The sequence below is a fragment of the Hwanghaeella grinnelliae genome, from assembly GCF_004005845.1.
Lineage (GTDB): Bacteria > Pseudomonadota > Alphaproteobacteria > UBA8366 > Aestuariispiraceae > Hwanghaeella > Hwanghaeella grinnelliae.
This window is the reverse complement of record NZ_SADE01000002.1, coordinates 890501-907444: the sequence shown is the minus strand read 5'-3', so window position 1 is coordinate 907444 and position 16944 is coordinate 890501. Positions and strand designations below refer to the sequence as shown.

At 57.7% G+C, this 16944-nt stretch carries 16 protein-coding genes, 1 tRNA gene and 1 pseudogene; 8 read left to right on the top strand and 10 right to left on the bottom strand.

Features of this window, described 5'->3' with window-relative positions; all coding sequences use genetic code 11:
• Positions 1 to 140: 140 nt before the first annotated feature.
• Positions 141 to 1460 (top strand): isocitrate lyase, encoded by a 1320-nt coding sequence (aceA, locus tag EOI86_RS14910; protein ID WP_127765958.1) that lies wholly within the window; start codon positions 141 to 143, stop codon positions 1458 to 1460.
• Between the two features lie 149 nt (positions 1461 to 1609).
• On the opposite strand, the gene EOI86_RS14905 is transcribed toward aceA, so the two are convergent.
• Positions 1610 to 2485, bottom strand: a complete 876-nt coding sequence (locus EOI86_RS14905) for a DMT family transporter (protein WP_240035707.1) — start codon at positions 2483 to 2485, stop codon at positions 1610 to 1612.
• Positions 2486 to 2505: 20 nt separating this feature from the next.
• Entirely contained in the window at positions 2506 to 3240 is a 735-nt protein-coding gene (locus EOI86_RS14900; RefSeq protein WP_127765956.1) for a hypothetical protein, read from the bottom strand.
• Positions 3241 to 3431: 191 nt separating this feature from the next.
• On the opposite strand from EOI86_RS14900, the gene EOI86_RS14895 reads away from it, so the two are divergent.
• Positions 3432 to 3749: a winged helix-turn-helix transcriptional regulator gene (locus EOI86_RS14895; RefSeq protein WP_127765955.1), complete on the top strand. Its 318-nt coding sequence runs from the start codon at positions 3432 to 3434 to the stop codon at positions 3747 to 3749.
• Positions 3750 to 3935: 186 nt separating this feature from the next.
• Here the strand turns inward: EOI86_RS14895 and EOI86_RS14890 are convergent, their stop codons facing one another.
• The 4 genes from EOI86_RS14890 to EOI86_RS14875 all read right to left on the bottom strand — a co-directional run bounded on the left by EOI86_RS14890 (position 3936) and on the right by EOI86_RS14875 (position 8730).
• The gene (locus EOI86_RS14890; RefSeq protein WP_127765954.1) at positions 3936 to 4814 is read right to left on the bottom strand and encodes a TauD/TfdA dioxygenase family protein; all 879 of its coding nucleotides are present in this window, start codon (positions 4812 to 4814) and stop codon (positions 3936 to 3938) included.
• Between the two features lie 9 nt (positions 4815 to 4823).
• Complete coding sequence (locus tag EOI86_RS14885) at positions 4824 to 6806, bottom strand: TRAP transporter permease (RefSeq protein ID WP_161973845.1); 1983 nt, start codon at positions 6804 to 6806, stop codon at positions 4824 to 4826.
• An 88-nt stretch (positions 6807 to 6894) separates the two neighbouring features.
• Positions 6895 to 7872, bottom strand: a complete 978-nt coding sequence (locus tag EOI86_RS14880; RefSeq protein ID WP_127765952.1) for a TAXI family TRAP transporter solute-binding subunit — start codon at positions 7870 to 7872, stop codon at positions 6895 to 6897.
• Between the two features lie 51 nt (positions 7873 to 7923).
• On the bottom strand, positions 7924 to 8730 hold the full coding sequence (locus EOI86_RS14875; RefSeq protein WP_127765951.1) for an IclR family transcriptional regulator: 807 nt from the start codon (positions 8728 to 8730) through the stop codon (positions 7924 to 7926).
• 153 nt (positions 8731 to 8883) lie between these two features.
• On the opposite strand from EOI86_RS14875, the gene EOI86_RS14870 reads away from it, so the two are divergent.
• The gene (locus EOI86_RS14870) at positions 8884 to 9603 is read left to right on the top strand and encodes an SDR family oxidoreductase (protein WP_127765950.1); all 720 of its coding nucleotides are present in this window, start codon (positions 8884 to 8886) and stop codon (positions 9601 to 9603) included.
• Between the two features lie 129 nt (positions 9604 to 9732).
• A tRNA-Arg gene (locus EOI86_RS14865) sits at positions 9733 to 9809 on the top strand.
• A 256-nt stretch (positions 9810 to 10065) separates the two neighbouring features.
• Here the strand turns inward: EOI86_RS14865 and EOI86_RS14860 are convergent.
• Positions 10066 to 10992, bottom strand: a complete 927-nt coding sequence (locus EOI86_RS14860; protein WP_127765949.1) for a LysR family transcriptional regulator — start codon at positions 10990 to 10992, stop codon at positions 10066 to 10068.
• A 71-nt stretch (positions 10993 to 11063) separates the two neighbouring features.
• Here EOI86_RS14860 and EOI86_RS14855 point away from each other — a divergent pair, with 71 nt between their 5' ends.
• Positions 11064 to 11999, top strand: coding sequence for an alpha/beta hydrolase fold domain-containing protein (locus EOI86_RS14855; protein WP_127765948.1), 936 nt, complete (start codon positions 11064 to 11066; stop codon positions 11997 to 11999).
• A 180-nt stretch (positions 12000 to 12179) separates the two neighbouring features.
• Here EOI86_RS14855 and EOI86_RS14850 read toward each other — a convergent pair.
• Positions 12180 to 12302: pseudogene (locus EOI86_RS14850) on the bottom strand (transposase); the annotation flags it as partial.
• 180 nt (positions 12303 to 12482) lie between these two features.
• Positions 12483 to 13727, bottom strand: coding sequence for a right-handed parallel beta-helix repeat-containing protein (locus tag EOI86_RS14845; RefSeq protein ID WP_161973844.1), 1245 nt, complete (start codon positions 13725 to 13727; stop codon positions 12483 to 12485).
• A 489-nt stretch (positions 13728 to 14216) separates the two neighbouring features.
• On the opposite strand from EOI86_RS14845, the gene EOI86_RS14840 reads away from it, so the two are divergent.
• Positions 14217 to 15104 (top strand): protein-methionine-sulfoxide reductase heme-binding subunit MsrQ, encoded by an 888-nt coding sequence (locus EOI86_RS14840; protein WP_205032208.1) that lies wholly within the window; start codon positions 14217 to 14219, stop codon positions 15102 to 15104.
• On the opposite strand, the gene EOI86_RS14835 is transcribed toward EOI86_RS14840, so the two are convergent.
• On the bottom strand, positions 15082 to 15585 hold the full coding sequence (locus EOI86_RS14835) for a hypothetical protein (protein WP_127765946.1): 504 nt from the start codon (positions 15583 to 15585) through the stop codon (positions 15082 to 15084). The two genes, EOI86_RS14840 and EOI86_RS14835, sit on opposite strands and share 23 nt — an antisense overlap.
• Before the next feature lie 206 nt (positions 15586 to 15791).
• Between EOI86_RS14835 and EOI86_RS14830 the strand changes: the two genes are divergently transcribed.
• A complete protein-coding gene (locus tag EOI86_RS14830; RefSeq protein WP_127765945.1) occupies positions 15792 to 16340 on the top strand; it encodes a DinB family protein in 549 nt (182 codons plus the stop codon).
• 119 nt (positions 16341 to 16459) lie between these two features.
• A complete protein-coding gene (locus EOI86_RS14825) occupies positions 16460 to 16858 on the top strand; it encodes a carbohydrate kinase family protein (RefSeq protein WP_127765944.1) in 399 nt (132 codons plus the stop codon).
• The last annotated feature ends 86 nt before the right edge of the window (positions 16859 to 16944 follow it).

Sequence of the window (16944 nt, the reverse complement as noted above, 5' to 3'; positions counted from 1 at the left end):
TTTCAGAGATTTTTACCGCGTCACAACAAATTAACAAACTGTAAAAGGCGCATTGGGGAGGAAGGCCCCGGAGTAAATTCCGGGGCTAGCCCACAGAACGAAATCGAATTGCTGAAAAGCATGTAAAAAGGAGTTCCGTCATGGACAGCATCAATCGCAGTTACGAATGGCAGGGTGGCCCCGAAGGCGGCGACAACTTCCCGGCCCCCGAATACGCCCCCGATCGTTGGGCGACCACCCGTCGCGACTACACCCTCGCCGATGTCGAGCGTCTGCGCGGCTCGGTCCATATCCGCAACACGCTTGCTGAAATGGGTGCCGAAAAGCTTTGGAATCTGATCAACAACGAGCCCTACGTGAATACACTGGGCGCGTTCACCGGCAACCAGGCGGTCCAACATGTCCGTGCCGGTTTGCAAGCGATCTACCTGTCGGGTTGGCAGGTTGCGGCCGACGCCAACAATGCCGGCCAGATGTATCCGGATCAGAGCCTGTATCCGGTGAGCTCCGTGCCGCAGGTCGTCGAGCGGATCAACAACGCCTTCATCCGCCAGGATCAGATCCAGAACATGGAGCAGAAGGACGGCGCCGATACGTCCGACATCGATTGGTTCGCGCCAATCGTCGCCGACGCGGAAGCCGGTTTCGGCGGCCCGCTGAATTCCTTCGAACTGATGAAAGCCATGGTCAAGGCAGGTGCCGCGGGCGTCCATTTTGAAGATCAGCTCGCGTCCGAGAAGAAATGTGGCCATCTGGGCGGTAAGGTGCTGGTGCCGATCAAGACCATGATCCGCAACTTGACCGCCGCACGTCTCGCCGCCGACGTCATGGGCGTGCCAACCATCATCATGGCCCGTACCGACGCTGAATCCGCACGGTTGATCACGAGTGATGTGGACGAACGCGACCATCCGTTCCTGACCGGCGAGCGCACCGAAGAGGGCTTCTTCCGCATTACAGGCGAGATCGATATGTGCATCTCACGCGGCTTGGCCTATGCGCCCTATGCCGACCTGCTGTGGATGGAAACCTCCACGCCGAGCCTGGAGCAGGCCAAGCAGTTCGCGGACGCGATCCATGCCGAATTCCCGGACCAGATGCTGGCTTACAACTGCTCGCCCTCGTTCAACTGGGCAAAGCATCTGGACGTGCCGACCATGGAGAAGTTCCAGGCCGAGTTGGGCAAGATGGGCTACAAGTTCCAGTTCATCACGCTGGCGGGCTTCCACAGTCTGAACCTTGCCACCTTCAATCTGGCGAAGTCCTACAAGGAACGCGGCATGGCCGGTTACTCGGAACTTCAGCAGGCCGAATTCGCGGCGACCGAAGAAGGTTTCACCGCGGTCAAGCATCAGCGAGAAGTGGGCGTCGGCTATTTCGACGCGGTCAACAACGCGACCGCAGGCGGCACGGCCTCCACCACCGCGCTGGAACATTCCACGGAAGCGGCACAGTTCTAATCGGGCCGCACCACGGATAAGTCAGTGGGACGATAAAAAACCAGCAGTGCCGACGACTACCCTGATCGGTTGAACGTTTACTTACTCCCAAGATAGTAAACACCGCCTCACCCCGCCTTACCCAAGGCGGGGTTTCTTTTTGCGTCGACCTATTTCTTTCGCCCATCCCTGCTGATCAGCACAGCCCCTGATATGATCAGCGCCAACCCCACATAAGCAAACGAGCCGGGGGCTTCACCCAACAGAATTGTTCCGAGCAGCACGGAAAATACCGGCATGAAAAAGGTCAGGATCGACGTTCGTGTCGGCCCGATTTCGCTTATCAGGCGGAAAAACAGCACGACCGGCAGAGCCGTGCTGACTAAGCCTGCGGCGCAAACCGCCGCCAACGCCATCGCCGATGGGTCCAGTGTCCAGGGCGCGTCCGTCAAAGCGGCTGCGATTGTCAGAACCGGTGCGGCGACCATAACCTGTCCGGCTGCCACCACCATGGGCGGCAGGTGCATTTGGGTGCGTGTGAAGACACCGCCCGCCGCGTAGGAAGCCGCCGCCGCCAATGTGAGACCCGCCCCCAGCAACTGACCGGAAAGGCCCTTAAGCGCCTGTGGGCCGATCACGGCAGCGACCCCTGCCAATCCGATCACAGCGCCTGCTATCCGGTCCGTGGACAAGACCTGGTCAGGGAACGCGATGCGGGAGAAGGCAAGACTGAACAGCGGAATTGACGCAAAAAGTATTCCGCCCAGGGAACTATCAATATGGGATTGTCCCATGGCGATTAAAGCGTAGGGAACTATGGCCGTCAGCGCGCCAACGAAAAGTAACGGTCGCCAATCCGGTCCCGGTGACGGCATCGACACCCCCCGCCTGCTCGCGACCACACCGATCACAAGCGCGGCCACCATGGCCCTGCCCGCCGCAATCGTCATTGGCGGTAAGTCCGAAACCGCCAGCTTGATGAAAAAAAAGGAAGATCCGAATGAGGCCGCCGTCGCAAGAATGAGTAGCCAGTGGCGCACCGTCATTGTGTTGGCGCCCTTTTCGGTCACGCCGGCACCTGGACTGGTTTGTCACGCCGCAATGCATCCAATGAGAAAAGATGAAAGGCTATGAAGACCGGCACGATAAAGGCCGGAAAAAGGGCCAGGGGATACATATTGATGATATTCGGCGCGTCCAACGAAAGCAGGTGCATAAAACCTTCTGTCGTCAGGATCCCTGTGCCGACTGCGACCGCGAAATCCGCAAGGCCGACAACATTGGCCCGAATTACCTTCGCCCGTGCGTCCGGCGCGTTTTTTGACAGCGCGCGCAGGGCCTGCATCGCCGCAAGGCCCGCCAAGACATCGCCAACCCCAGCCGGCAGGGCGAATTCCCACGGTATGTCGCCGGTCGCCCATCCAATCAGGAAAAAAGCCCCCATAACACGGAACACCTGAAAGCCCATCAAATGCCTTTGATCGAGACCTGACAGCACGGTCCGCCCGGTTATGGTCAACTTGCCCAGGGACCAGAGGATCACTGCGCCGCCAATGAGAGGCATCAACGCAAAGGGCGGGTCCATCAAGGTCGATGGCGGCATCAGGATGCCTGCCTTCGCGAGAGGCCCCATCGCCGTTGCCCAAAGAGCCAGCGATGCCGCCAAAGCGCACAGGGCCACCGCCGCACGCCCAAGGCCCAGACCGGCCCTGACAGCCCCCACGGCCATCAACGCCAGCGCGGTCGCGGACAGAAAAATCAATGATGTTTCCACGAAAATTATGGCGATATCGGTAAACATTCTGAAGCCTCTTTCCAAAGTCAGATATGCCGCACAGGCGATGCGTGTCTCGGACTGTCGCATCCGGTTTGGGAACAAGGGTCTCTCCATTCCTGGAGCTTGACGCTCAACCCACATTACTCCTGTTCATATAGTTACTATAATTTTTATAGTCAATTCACAAAACGGATTTTAATCCTTATGTTAACGGGATGACCTCTCAAAACCGTACAAACTGTCCTATCAAACGGGCGACCGACACCCTAGGCGATCAATGGTCGTTTCTGATCCTGCGGGAATTTTTCCTGGAAGGCCCACGCCGGTTCGCGGACCTGCAGGACCAACTGGGCCTTTCGCCCAACACATTGTCAGGGCGGTTGAAGAAGCTTGAGCAGGCTGGGATCGTCGAACGACGAATGTATTCGGAGCACCCGCCCCGCGCTGAATATGCGTTGACGGAGAAAGGTCGAACGCTCTCCCCCGTCATGGATGCTCTGTTCGATTGGGGCATGACACACGCCCCCATGTAGACGGCTCGACGATAGGCGCCGAAGCTGAACATTTCGAAAATTTGCGGTCCGGAAAATTCAGTGGCCCCCGACAGTTCAGTAAAGTCGGGGATGGCCTGTTCGGCTGATCGCTGCCCTACTCACCCGAAAACAGGACCCCCGCCCCAACCAAGGCGGGGGAATTTCTTGCGGGAAGTTTCGCTTGTCTTAGTGAGGGCGGTCGCCGTTGACGGTCACACGGTGCATTTCGCGGCGATGGCCGTGATAGTCATTCAATGCATAATGATGCGTACAGCGATTATCCCAAAAGGCCAGCGACCCCTTCTGCCATCGGAACCGGCAGGTGAATTCCGGCGATTTGATATGAGCCAAAAGGTAGTCCAGCAGCGGCCGGCTTTCCTTTTCGGTCATCCCTTCGAACCGCGCGGTGAAGGGTTCGTTGATAAACAGGCATTTCCGCCCGGTTTCCGGATGCGTGCGTATCACCGGATGCAGGACTTCTTTGGTTTCCAGCGCCCCATCGCGCAACTTGGTCGACCGCGTCGCATTCCGCTCCGAATTCACTTGGGTCAGAAAGGCGTCGCTGTGGACCGCTTGCATGCCGTTCAGCATCCGGCGCATCCCGTCCGACAGCATCTCGTAGGCAAGCTGCAAATTGGCGAACAGCGTATCGCCGCCAAAGGGGGGAATTTCTTTCGCATACAGGATCGACCCCATGGGCGGGCATTCCAGGAAGGTCGCGTCGGAGTGCCAGGTATCGCCGATATTGTTGAGCGCGTCCGCTTCCTTCACCACCTGCAGAATTTCGGGATGCCCGGGCAATGGTTCGTATACCGGATGAACATTCAAAGACCCGAAGAGCCTGCCGAAGTCTTTTTGCTGATCTGGTGTAATGTCCTGGTCGCGGAAAAAGATGACCTGGTAGTCATGTAACGCTTTCTGAATATCGGCAAAGACTTCATTCGAAAGCGACTTGGACAAATCGACGCCCGACACCTCGGCCCCCAATGCGCCGCACATCGGTGCGATATCGAGAACACTGTATCCATCCGGCGCCTTGGCCAATGTTGGAACAACTTCCAGCATGCTGAACTCCTAACGTTTCGAAGACTGGGAACGTCTGGCAAGCGCCCATCGCGCGGCCAGGTGGGTGGCAACGATCGCGACCCCTAGAATGTCGAGTCCGTGCCCCGGATCGACCAGGCAATACGCCGCGAACAGATACAGAATCCGCTCTGGAACCGTCTTGGCGGGGTAGCCACTGATCGAAACACCGAACAAAACCGCGCCACCGATCGCCGTGAAGGTCGTCAGCACGATCTGGTACCAGGCAAGGTCGCTGCCGACGATCAACAGTTCGGGGTTGAACACGAAGACGAACGGGATGACGAAAGCCAAACCCGCGAAACGGATCGCGGCGAGGCCTGTACTCGTCACCGGGGCTTCCGCCAAAGCTGCCGCGCCGAAACTTGCGACCATGACCGGCGGTGTGATCAGCGAGAGAACCGCGTAGTACAATACGAACATATGGGCCGCCAACACAGGGACCCCCAATTCGATCAGCACCGGCCCGCCAATGGCGACGGTGATAATATAGGCCGCCACGGTCGGCATGCCCATGCCGAGAACGATACAGGTCAACATGACCAGTAACAGGGCCAGCATCATTTGACCCTGGGTGATATTGATCAGTTCGCTGGACAGTCGCAGGCCGAAACCCGTCATGTTCAGAACGCCGACAACGATACCGGCCGCCGCACAGGCAACTGTCGCCACGACCGTCGTCTTAGCCGCCGTGTGAAGACAGGCAAGGATCGCAGTTGGCGTCAGTCGCGTTTCAGCTTTCAGCGCAGAGACGATCAAGGCGGTTGCGATTCCGACCAGCGCCGCCATCATCGGCGAAAAGCCCGCAACCAACGTTCCGACCAGCGTGACCAGCGGCAAGACCATATGGGCGAGGCGCATGATATCGCCCGGCTTTGGCATCATGTCCGCCGGAACGCCTTTCATGTTTTCACGCCGAGCGGTCAAGTCTATCGCGACAAATAAGGAAACGTAGAAGAGCAAGGCCGGAACCGCGGCGGCCACGATGATATCCGAATAGGGAATGCCGGTGATGTCCGACATGACAAACGCGACCGCGCCCATGATCGGCGGCGTCAGTTGCCCGCCGGAAGAGGCCGCTGCCTCAATCCCGCCGGCATGAGCGCCGCGAAATCCGATACGCTTCATCAAGGGAATGGTGACCGACCCAGTCGCCATGACGTTCGCAAGCGCGCTGCCGGAAATAGTGCCGAAGGCCGCACTGGTGACCACAGCCACCTTGGCGGGTCCGCCCGGCGAATTGCCGGTCGCCTTCAATCCAACGCGCTGGATCAGCATGCCGGTCTGACAACGTTCGATGAAGGCGCCGAAGATGATGAACAGGAAGACATAGGTTGCCATCGCCCCGATCGGACTGCCAAAAATCCCAAAGGTGGTCATATAGAGGCTTTGGAATACCTCTGGCGTCTCGATAGGACGGTGGCGGAAGATTGAAAAAGTATCCCCACCCCAGACACCATAGGCCAGGACGATCAGAAGCAGGATCGCAATAGGCGGTCCGATACACCGGCGGGACAACTCCACAACCAGCGCGACCAAGGCCACGCCGGCCATCGTGTCCCAATTCGTTGCCTCGGAATAAGCAAAGCGCTCCTCCAGCCCGGCCGGGTCCGCAAGGACTCTGAACAGTGCCGCCACGAGTATCACGGCCAAAACCGCGTCGATCAGCCAAGTGACATCCGGCCGTGAAAAGTCGCGCTTCTTTCCCCTGATGTCGAAAACCATCAGCCCGACCACGCCGATCAGCAATAAATGCAGCGGCCGCAACACGAAGGTTTCATATGCGCCGACCATCGGCACATACAGATGATAGAGACTGGCGCAAACACCGATCACCATCACAAGAATGGCGGGAATTTGCCACCAGCGTCGTGTGCTGCCCGATAGGAAGAGGGCCGCCGCGCCGGTTTCGTTGACCGGCGAATGGTCCTCCACAATTCGGGGTTCAGGGGAAGTCGCTTCTTTCATAACCATCCGGCTCTCCATACCGTCCCCGGCCCGCCGGTTTCCACCGCGCGGACCGAGGGGGTTGGTTCAACACAGCAATCGGGGATTAGTTCGGTCAGAGCAGACCGATTTCCTTCCAATACTGTTCGGCACCTGGATGGAATGGAATTCGCACGCCTTTGACGGCAATTTCTTCGCCAAATTCTCCATACGCCTTATGCGCTTGGATCATCCTCTGGCGACCTTCCCAGGTTGCCTTGACGATGTTGTAGGCCCACTCGTCCGGCAACTCGGCATAGGTCGTAACCTGCGTGACGGACCCGATGGTCGGGATATCCGCATCCTGGCCCTTGAACGTACCGGCGGGGATCGTGACCTTTTCGTAATTGTACGCTTCCGCCAATGCGCTGGCGACGGCATCATCCACCGGCAGGACATGGCCTTCCGATACGGACAGAATTTCGTCCACGACCGGATGCGGAATGGACCCGATCACAGTGGCGGATTGAACCACATTATCTTGGAACAAGGATGACATTTCGCCATAGCCCGTGTTCACGATCTTTACATCACCGGCGATACCCATCTGGTTCACGATCCGCTCGAAACTGGCCAGGCCCGTCATGCCGGCACGGCCGGGCGCCGCGCTTTTGCCGGCAAGATCCGCATAGCTCTTGATGTCCGGCTTCGCGACAGTGGACAGATAGGCACCATTCGTCGACATCAGGGCGCGCAGGTTCTTGATCGGTTTGCCTTCGAATTTCAGCATGCCTTTATACGCTGCCGTCACATCCATCGCGAAGGCGAAGCCGACTTCGATCTTCTTCGCGCCGACCCCTTTCAGATTGGCTATACCGCCGCCCGGCGTCACGGTTGTGGAAACATCCGGCCACATCTTTTTCGACATTTCCGCAATCGCCGCGGCGCCCAGATACCAGGCGCCGCCCTGGCCACCGCCGACCATGGTCAGATATTCCGGCGACGATCCGGCGGCCTGTGCGCCACCCACCATTCCAAAGGGCAGCATCAGCGCCGCGCCTCCGGCCAATCCACTTCCCATTTTCAGGAACTCTCTGCGTCCTATTTTTTCCATCGTTTCCTCCTGTATGTTTTTGGTTTTGTGTTTTTTTACACTTATCGTGTTTTAAGGGGGTGATACCCCCTTATAAGGTCGCGGCGGCAGTTGCCCGACCCAATCTGCCGTCTGGAAGTGACGGGCAAGCTCAGCCAGGCGGCGTCCCAGGTCATCCAGATTTTCTTCCGCGATACGGGTAGAAGGTCCACCGCAGTTGAAAGCGGCAAGCGCATCATTCGAAAGTTCCACGGCGACCCCGACGGCGTTCACGTCGTTTTCCCAGGAACCGATGGCGGTGCAGTATCCCTTTTCGCGGTATTCCCGCTCCCCTTCACGCAGGGACTTTTCAATTTTCTTGAACCCCTTCGGGTCGAAGGTCTCGATCTGGGCGAGAATGTCTTTTTGCTCAAACTCGCCCGCCGCCGCGAAATAGGCGCGGCCCATGGATGTCGTGTGGATCGGAATGCGCGACCCGATGTCGAGCGGCAGGGCACGCACCGTGCTGTCACGCGACCGTTCGATCAGGATCATGGAAAGCCCGTCGCGGATGCCCAGCGACACCGTCCCTCGGGAATATTCCGCCAGTTCCTGCATCATCGGCAGCGCGACATGGCGCTTGTCCATCGACGCCATGACCGGATAGCCCAGGGTCAGAACTCGGGGATGCAGCTGAAACCTTCCGGAATCCGGATCGGCATAGACATAGCCGAGCTTGACCAGCGTGTGGATCAGGCGCGCCACTGTCGTTTTCGGCAAACCGGTTTCTTTGGACAGCTCCCCCAAGCTCATCCGGTTGCGGTCCGGCTTGAAGGCGGACATCACCGCCAAGCCGCGCGCAAGCCCGTTTACGAAAGCCCTGTCTTTGGACTCTGTCATCGCCTCATTTCCTTATCCCGGTCCACCGCTCTGAGGGCGGCTTGTCGCATTTGCCGCGAAATTGCATGACCGGAGTTCACACCATATAACGAGATGATGTCAATATGCGGTATGGTGTACCGCATAGCGGTACGATCAACAGAGGAAGCATTCATGCAGCAGGTAACGCTCATAACCGGGGCAAACAGGGGGATTGGCCTAGCGACGGCGACATTGTTGGCCGATCAAGGGCACCATGTGATCGGCACGGGGCGAACGGCGCCCACCGGTTTCCCGGGCGACTTCCATGTGGTCGATTTCACCGATTCAACGGCGCTCGCCCGTGCCGGAGCTGAAATCGCGGACGCCCATGCGGTGACCGGCCTGGTGAACAATGCCGGCATTTCCCGCGCCCAGGACATCGCCTCGACCACGCTTGCGGACATGGACGCGCATTACACGGTGAATGTGCGCGCGACGGTACAGATCACCCAGGCAATGCTGCCTCGCCTGCAGGCCGCGCCGGACGGCGGACGAATCGTCAACCTGGCCAGCCGCGTTGTTCTGGGCCGCGGCGTCCGGACCGCCTATGCCGCCAGCAAGGCAGCGCTGGTCGGGTTGACCCGCAGCTGGGCGTTGGACCTCGCAAAGGATGGCATTACCGTGAACTGCGTGGCGCCGGGACCGGTGGCGACCGAGCTTTTCAAGGGCAACCACCCGGACGGTTCGCCGGAGCTCGACGCCGCGAAGGCGCAAATCCCGCTCGGCCGGATCGGCACGCCGGCGGAAATCGCCGGCCCGATCGCGTTTTTCCTGTCACCGGCGGCCGGGTTTGTCACCGGCCAGATTCTCTATGTCTGCGGGGGCGGCAGCGTCGGCCGCGCGCCGGTCTAGGCCGCCGAACAACCTCGATATTTCCCTCTGGCAAAACCGGGCCGGCCTCTGTATATAACCCGCTCAATGCCCAACCCGCCGACTGGCCAACAAGCCAAGACGGGTTGCAGGGGCGAAATACATGGCCAGGCACCCGTAGCTCAGCTGGATAGAGCGCTGCCCTCCGAAGGCAGAGGTCACAGGTTCGAATCCTGTCGGGTGCGCCATTTCTCAAATCAATTCAGATGTTCGAGCGAGTGTGACCGCCGTACGCAGCCCAAGACAAGGCAATGTCGGACGACGTCATGACAGTATGATGCTGACGTGGTTACCACGACAACGCACCGCCGACACTAAACCTGGGACAGAAACCGCGGATCATTGAGACGAGCTGTGACCCATACTCCGACTCTTCGAGCCGGTGCACCGCAAAGCTACCGTGAGCCACAAGGACCTGCCAACCCAATCGCAAATAACAGCGCATCACAGATATTCCAGAAAACTGTCGAGAAACAGCCGTACTCGGGCCGGAAAGTACCTGCGGCTCGGATAGATCGCATGGATGCAGATTTCCTCTCCGGCATGGTTCGGGAACAGGCGGACCAACCTGTTTTCTTCGACATCCTTTTCGACAAGGAATCCCGGTAGAAAACCGATGCCCATGCCTTCGATCGTCGCAGAGCGAATGGCATCGCCGCTGCTGAACCGAATCTGCGAGGGCGTATCGATCGATATCGTCTTTCCGTCGGGATCTATCAGCGTCCAGAGGCTGTCTGCAGCATTAGAGCCATAAATCAGCCTTTGATGCCCTCCCAGATCGAGGAGGTCCGAGGGAACACCTTTCTCGTTGATGTAAGCCGGTGAGGCGTACAGATGCGGGCGCGTTCGGTTGATCACGCGCGCGATCAACTGCGCGCCTTCGAAGCTGCGCCCAACCCGAATTCCCAAATCAAATCCTTCTTCGACAAGATCGACGAGCCGGTCGGTGAAATTGACCTCGATCTTGAGATTCGGCCACGTCTGCAGGAAGGATTTCAAAAATGGGATGAGGACGATGCGCCCATAGGCCTCGGACACGGTCACCCGGAGCGTGCCATGCGGCGCAGGCGCACCCTTCATGACGCTTGCTTCGGCTTCCTCCAGATCTTGCAGTATCTGAACGCAACGCTCGTAAAACGTCTGCCCGTCGGTTGTCAGGGATACCTGGCGTGTCGTTCTGTGAAACAATCTGGTGCCAAGATGCCGCTCGAGCCTTGCCATCCCCTTTCCGGCTGCCGAGCGCGTCAAACCAACAACTTTGGCGCCACCAACGAAGCTGCCAGTCTCCGCGATCGCGACGAATATCCGCAACGCACTGATGTCGATGTCATAGGCTCCCGACTGTCGATCAGGGATTTTGGGTGAAGTCATTGGCGACCACCATTCTCCAATAGAGCAACTATATTCGTTTTGAAGATCACATATCTACAATGGAGAAGGCAATGATTCCCGAAAATGCAAAGAAGGCCCTTGATGCCTGGGTGCGGGCCGCCGGTCCGATCGGCGAAAAACTCTTTGGTAATTCCGACGCTCACTGGAGTGATATCCGCGCTTCCTATATGGATGCGCTGGACGGCCAGTTTCCTGCGGTGGACGGCGTCACTTTCGAGCAGACCGAGCTTGGCGGCGTGTCGGCAATGATGGTGACACCGAGAGAAGTCGTGGATGGCCGCACGATGCTTTATCTGCATGGCGGCGGTTATGTTCATGGAGGGGTAAAGGCCTATCGCGGATTGACGTCGCGCTATGCGCAGGCGCTCAAGGCCAAAATCTATGTCCCCGACTATCGTCAGGCGCCGGAGTTTCCGTTCCCTGCACCAATCGAAGACGCCGTTTCGGCTTATGGAGCGCTGCTCGAGAGTGGAGTAGACCCACGCTCTTTGGTATTTTCTGGCGATTCCGCAGGCGGCGCGCTGGTCGTGACGACAATGCGGAAACTCAGGGATGCCGGCACTGCGCTTCCGGCTGCCGGTGTGGCGATTTCGCCATGGGCCAATCTGACCCATAGCGGCTTGTCCGCGACCGTACGCGATGGCCTCGATCCGCTATGTTCGGTCCAGTTTCTCGATATACTGGCTCGGACATATCTTGCCGGCGAATTGCCGACACATCCGGATGCGTCGCCAGTCTTTGCGGATGTTCATGGCCTTTCGCCGATCTTGATTCAGATCGGGGAGAATGAGGTCATGCTCAGTGATGCGATCCATCTCGCTGCAAATCTTGGCGAAGCCCGCGTCCGCACTTCGCTCGAAGTCTGGCCAGAAATGTTCCACGTCTGGCATCTGTTTGCCGGCATTCTGCCACAGGCTGACCAGGCGCTACGCAACGCAGTCCGTTTTCTGGACGACGCCCTCGCGGCGGCCGCGTCCGGAGCGTAGCAGTCCATCGCTGGTGACTAGACAGTAAAGCCTCGGGCCGGTTCGCAGACGATTTTTAATCGGGACCGGCCCAGGCAAAATGCTTTATCTCGCACAAATCTGAAACTGGACTGGCGTATCGTTTCGCGTGGGCGAAGCGACGATCGTTTGCACGGGCGGGAAATGGCGATGGTTGGGATTGTACTTGTAGAACGTCGCCTCCGAGATCCCATGCCGGCGGCAAACATCCGGCGTCCTCTCCCCGGCCGCCTGCTCCTTCAAAATCCCGATGATCTGTTCTTCGGTAAACCTACTGCGCTTCATCTTCCCTCTCCTTCACGGTGACGGACTCTACTCTAAAATGGCGGAAGTTCAGGGTCTCACGTCAGGGCTCAGGTCAAGCGACCTCAAGCTTCAAACGTGCATGGGCTTTCGATGAATGGCAGGCCGGGTTAACGCGACAATTTCGAGTGACAAGCGCTGTGACCGCGAAACACAAAATCCCTAGTTTTGTTTTTCCGGTACGTTTCGCGCGCCAACCGATTTGCCTTGTGCGAACTCCAGCACATCGACTTGTCCGTCAGCGGAAACGAACACGCGAACATCGGAACGATCGAGTTCGATGTTATCGACGACATGCACACCATCTTGGTAGAGGCCAAACTTGTGTCCGGAACTGTCACCGCGCTCTCGATTCACACGCATTATGACATTGCTGCTAACCTCTCCGCCGGAGGGCTTTCTGCCATCTTTATGGCGCGTGATCGTTATCCAGGGCGCAATCTCTGTTAATGGATTTCGATCGACTACGGTATTCTGACTGATGCGAACATTGCGTGCCCCCATGACAGTAATGCCATGCCAATGCTCAACGATGACCGTATTGTCCTCGATAATCCAATCTTCATAAATGCCGTCGAAAAGTCCTATTCCTTGAAGGCGACATTTGAGCGGTTGATCTTCGTCGGCGTAGTTTAGGATCAAGTTACCTCGCAAGACGACGTTTTTTACGACACCTTTGCCTGGCTCCTTGTTCTCACTGAGACTCCAAGATTGAAATCCATCGTCATGATTGCCATCGACCTTGAAGCAATTGCGAATTGAATTCCGCAGGTAGGATGAATCATTTCCCAAACCGCGAATGCCATCGCCGGAGAAATTGACTATTCGATTCTGGGTGATCTGACTTCTGTCACCCGCCGACACAATCCCGTGCCTGACGTTGCGGATTTGATTGTTCTTGATTTCAACATCCTGACCGAATGAGACGATGCCGTTTCGGGCCAGCTTGCGCCATTTCTGTGCTCCCCACCCTTCAACACTTGGCGCCGATTGAACAAGAAGGTTTTCTAAGACAATGTTTCTTGAAGCCTCATCAATATAAACGAGGGGAGAGTCAGTGTGCGCCTTGCCTCTCTGCGAAACTTCAACCCCGCGGACGGTAAAATTGGAGCTTCGTTCTATCGTGATGCTTTCAAAGGTAGCGTTTTGCCCAGGCTCGACTGACAGCGTCACCTGTTCTTTGAACTGCAATCCATGGATCGTGAGGTTTCCATAGTTCCCTTGCGTTAGCAGCACGGTCGCACCGGAGCGGACATGCCCTCCGGCAAGAAATCCAGTGAGACCGTCCGGAATAGAATAACAAACCTTGTTTGAGGTGGCCGTTCCCGGCCCATTCAAAACGCATACGGTTTCACTTCTTTGGACGGTTGAACACGCTGAACAACTAGCCAGAAGAACCGCTGCCAATATCGGGGCCGCCCGCTTCACACTGCAACCTCGTTTGGTGATGGATCCACAATTTCCGGAACCAGTATATCGCTCTGTTTCCGATAAACCATATAAGAGCCAATTCGACTATGGTTTCCCGATTGTCCGTTTGGCCCGCTCAATTTCTAAAAATCCTGGCCGTGATAATCATGGAAGGCAACGGATTTTCGTCCCCGAAGCCTCCCTGAGTCGGCCAGACAAAGTCCGAAGTTTGACCACGGGTCAAACTCTCCTCGTCGTGAAATCGACACGCGACTTTCGAGACAACACGACGGCACCCAATCAATTCCCGCAGGCTGTTTAACATCAACCAGTATGAGCCGGATTCTCCTTCAAGTCAGACAAAGGATTGACCCAAATGTCATGACGACGGGCAGATTTTCCACACATTTACTGAACTCCCCGTGATCCGGCGGTGCAATTCGCGGCGATGTACGCTATCTCCCCGTTTTCTCGGGAGTGTTGTGCTTGATCGATTTTCCGTGGAACGACCGGCGGGGGCGGTTCAGTGGTTTGCGCTTGGCCGCCTGTCTGCTGGCGACTGCGCCTGCTTTGTGGGTCGGGTATCAGGCGGTCTTCAATGATCTGGGGCCGAGGCCTTTTGAGGTTGCGACGCACGAGACCGGGTTGTGGACCCTGCGGCTGCTGTTGGTCACCTTGGCGCTGACGCCGCTGCGCCGGATCACCGGGTGGACCCGGCTGGCAGGGATTCGCCGGCTGCTCGGCCTGACGGTCTTCGCCTATGCCGCTTTTCATCTGACACTGTATATCGGCGACCAGGGTTGGAATGTCGGACAGGCCGCCTCGGAAATCGTCAACCGGATCTACCTCACCATCGGTTTCATCGCCGTCTTTGGCCTTATGCTTTTGGCCGCCACGTCGAACGATGCGGCCATCCGGCGCATGAAATTGCGATGGCACCATCTGCATCGGATCGTCTATGGCCTAGCCGCCCTGGGGATCCTGCATTTCTTCATGCAGTCCAAGCTGGAAGCGACGGAGGCGGCCCTGATGATGGGCTTCTGGCTGTTGTTGATGGGATATCGCGTGGCCCATGGATTCGGTGCGCCATTGAACACTTCACAGGCTGGAACGCTGACGCTTGCCGCCATCGCCCTGCTGGCAGCACTCGCAACTGCCGGACTTGAGGCGACCTGGTATGGGGTTGCGACGGGCATCCCATGGCGAGCGGTACTGAACGCAAATTTGACCCTCGCACCGATCCCACGGCCGGCCCTTATTACCTTGGCAGTCGGTCTATCCGTCGCAATTTTGCCGTTGCTGTCGCAGTTCCTAGTCACCTCAATCCGAAGCGGTGGCGGTACGGAGAAGGCTAAACCCCCTCCAATGTCCTGAGCCAGGTTTGCTGAACGACATAGGCATCGAAGCTGGCGCGGTGGCGTTTTTCGCCGAGTTCGGTAAGGACGACTTCCTTGGTGGCGTGCCAAGCCTGCATCTGTTTTTCGGACAGGATCATTTCCAGGGCGCTGATCTCGAATTCCGGTTCGACGCCGCTTTTGTGGAACAGGTCGATCAGCCACGGTTTGTCGACGACCCAGCCGTCGGTATAGACCGTTTGGCCCTTCAGTAACGTGTTCAGTTTGCGGGCCACGACCTCTGTCGGCCTGCCGTGATCCTCCAGCAGGTCACGGGGGATACGGTGTATTTGCTCCGCGGTTTCGTCCCAATGAGTCCAATCCTGCACCGGCAGGATCAGCGAACAGAATTTGGAGCCATCACCCAGAGCGAGGCCCACCTCGATCGGATAACTGTGCGGGCCGAAACCCGATGCTTCGACATCGATGATGTTCGGCACGCGCCGTTGGGGATCCCTCATAAGCAAACACCTTGTTTTTCATATCTTTTAGCGGTGTTCGTTAAATATTGCGACAAGAATGGAAAGATGCGCAGGGCCCGGCCCAGCCTCGCGAAAACCGTCTCCGTCAGTCGGTTCGGGGAATTGTTACCGAGACAATCCTTTTCTTGCGACCGATATGCACCGATGCAACATACGCAACGGCACGACACGACAAGGAGGGAACGATGACCAACCCGGCACTGATGCGGAAGATGACCCGTTACACGGCATGGGCGGATGATGTCATGCTGAACAATGCCGCAAAATTGCCGGCACCGGAACTCACGGCGCTGCGGGACACGCTATTCGGTAGCATCACCGGAACCTTCGACCATGTCCTGTTGATCGGGGAAATATTCCGCGACCACCTTGAAGGGCGTTCGAACACCCACACTACGCGGCACCGTGCGGAAGAACGGGCCTTCAACATCGTGGCGCGAGAGCTTCGCGCGATGAATGACTATTATGTCGCCCTCGCCGATAAATGGGCCGCCGAAGACAACGGCAAAGCCTTGAACGAAACCATCCGGTTCACCTTTGTCGGGGGCGGCGACGGTTCGATGACGCGCGAGGAAATCCTTCTCCACCTGGTCAATCACGCGACCTACCATCGCGGGTTCGTCAGCACGCTGCTCTATCCATTCCGGTTGGACGGTCAGGCGAATGATCTTACCGTCTTTTTGCGGGACGTATGGCCGGGCTTGGTCCGTACCGACCCGAGTCTAACTCAATAAAAGCGCATTGATTTCGCATAGATAGCCCAGTGCATTCGACCGCCGCGCTTGCTCAACCATGCTCCGTTGCGGTGAAGTGAGCATTCCCTTCATAGACACGGCCCGACACGAGGTTTCGCATGACCAGCAGAACACTTTCCACGCATCCAATTCATCTGGGTCTGGGCGCGACAGCCGTCGCGGAACCGGAATTCACCGGCGATTTGGCGTGGTACGAGGGATATATGGAACGGCATGCGACGGATGGCGCTGAAGCACGGATCGTCGCGATGCATTCCTTCGCCGAACCCTGGGCCATGTGGGAAATGCATCCGGAAGGAAGTGAGGTCGTGTTGTGCACAGCCGGGTCAATCACCTTGCACCAGGAATACCCGGACGGCCGGACGGAGAGCGTGCCCCTCGGCCCCGGCGAATACGCGATCAACGAACCCGGCGTCTGGCACACAGCAGATGTCGAGGGTGAGGCAACGGCTATATTCATCACCGCCGGCAAGAATACCCAACACCGGCCGCGCTGATCTTGCACAGCCGTTATGGGGCCGAAGCTCTGCCCCAACCAATACAATTGAATGGGAGAGGGGAGATTTTCCTCCATCTAAAGGCG

Coding starts and splice junctions, on each gene's coding strand:
- EOI86_RS14895 (WP_127765955.1), top strand. CDS start 3,432: ATGACCTCTCAAAACCGTACAAACTGTCCTATCAAACGGGCGACCGAC.
- aceA (WP_127765958.1), top strand. CDS start 141: ATGGACAGCATCAATCGCAGTTACGAATGGCAGGGTGGCCCCGAAGGC.
- EOI86_RS14880 (WP_127765952.1), bottom strand. CDS start 7,872: ATGGAAAAAATAGGACGCAGAGAGTTCCTGAAAATGGGAAGTGGATTG.
- EOI86_RS14875 (WP_127765951.1), bottom strand. CDS start 8,730: ATGACAGAGTCCAAAGACAGGGCTTTCGTAAACGGGCTTGCGCGCGGC.
- EOI86_RS14830 (WP_127765945.1), top strand. CDS start 15,792: ATGACCAACCCGGCACTGATGCGGAAGATGACCCGTTACACGGCATGG.
- EOI86_RS14860 (WP_127765949.1), bottom strand. CDS start 10,992: ATGACTTCACCCAAAATCCCTGATCGACAGTCGGGAGCCTATGACATC.
- EOI86_RS14885 (WP_161973845.1), bottom strand. CDS start 6,806: ATGGTTATGAAAGAAGCGACTTCCCCTGAACCCCGAATTGTGGAGGAC.
- EOI86_RS14855 (WP_127765948.1), top strand. CDS start 11,064: ATGATTCCCGAAAATGCAAAGAAGGCCCTTGATGCCTGGGTGCGGGCC.
- EOI86_RS14905 (WP_240035707.1), bottom strand. CDS start 2,485: ATGACGGTGCGCCACTGGCTACTCATTCTTGCGACGGCGGCCTCATTC.
- EOI86_RS14835 (WP_127765946.1), bottom strand. CDS start 15,585: ATGAGGGATCCCCAACGGCGCGTGCCGAACATCATCGATGTCGAAGCA.
- EOI86_RS14900 (WP_127765956.1), bottom strand. CDS start 3,240: ATGTTTACCGATATCGCCATAATTTTCGTGGAAACATCATTGATTTTT.
- EOI86_RS14825 (WP_127765944.1), top strand. CDS start 16,460: ATGACCAGCAGAACACTTTCCACGCATCCAATTCATCTGGGTCTGGGC.
- EOI86_RS14870 (WP_127765950.1), top strand. CDS start 8,884: ATGCAGCAGGTAACGCTCATAACCGGGGCAAACAGGGGGATTGGCCTA.
- EOI86_RS14890 (WP_127765954.1), bottom strand. CDS start 4,814: ATGCTGGAAGTTGTTCCAACATTGGCCAAGGCGCCGGATGGATACAGT.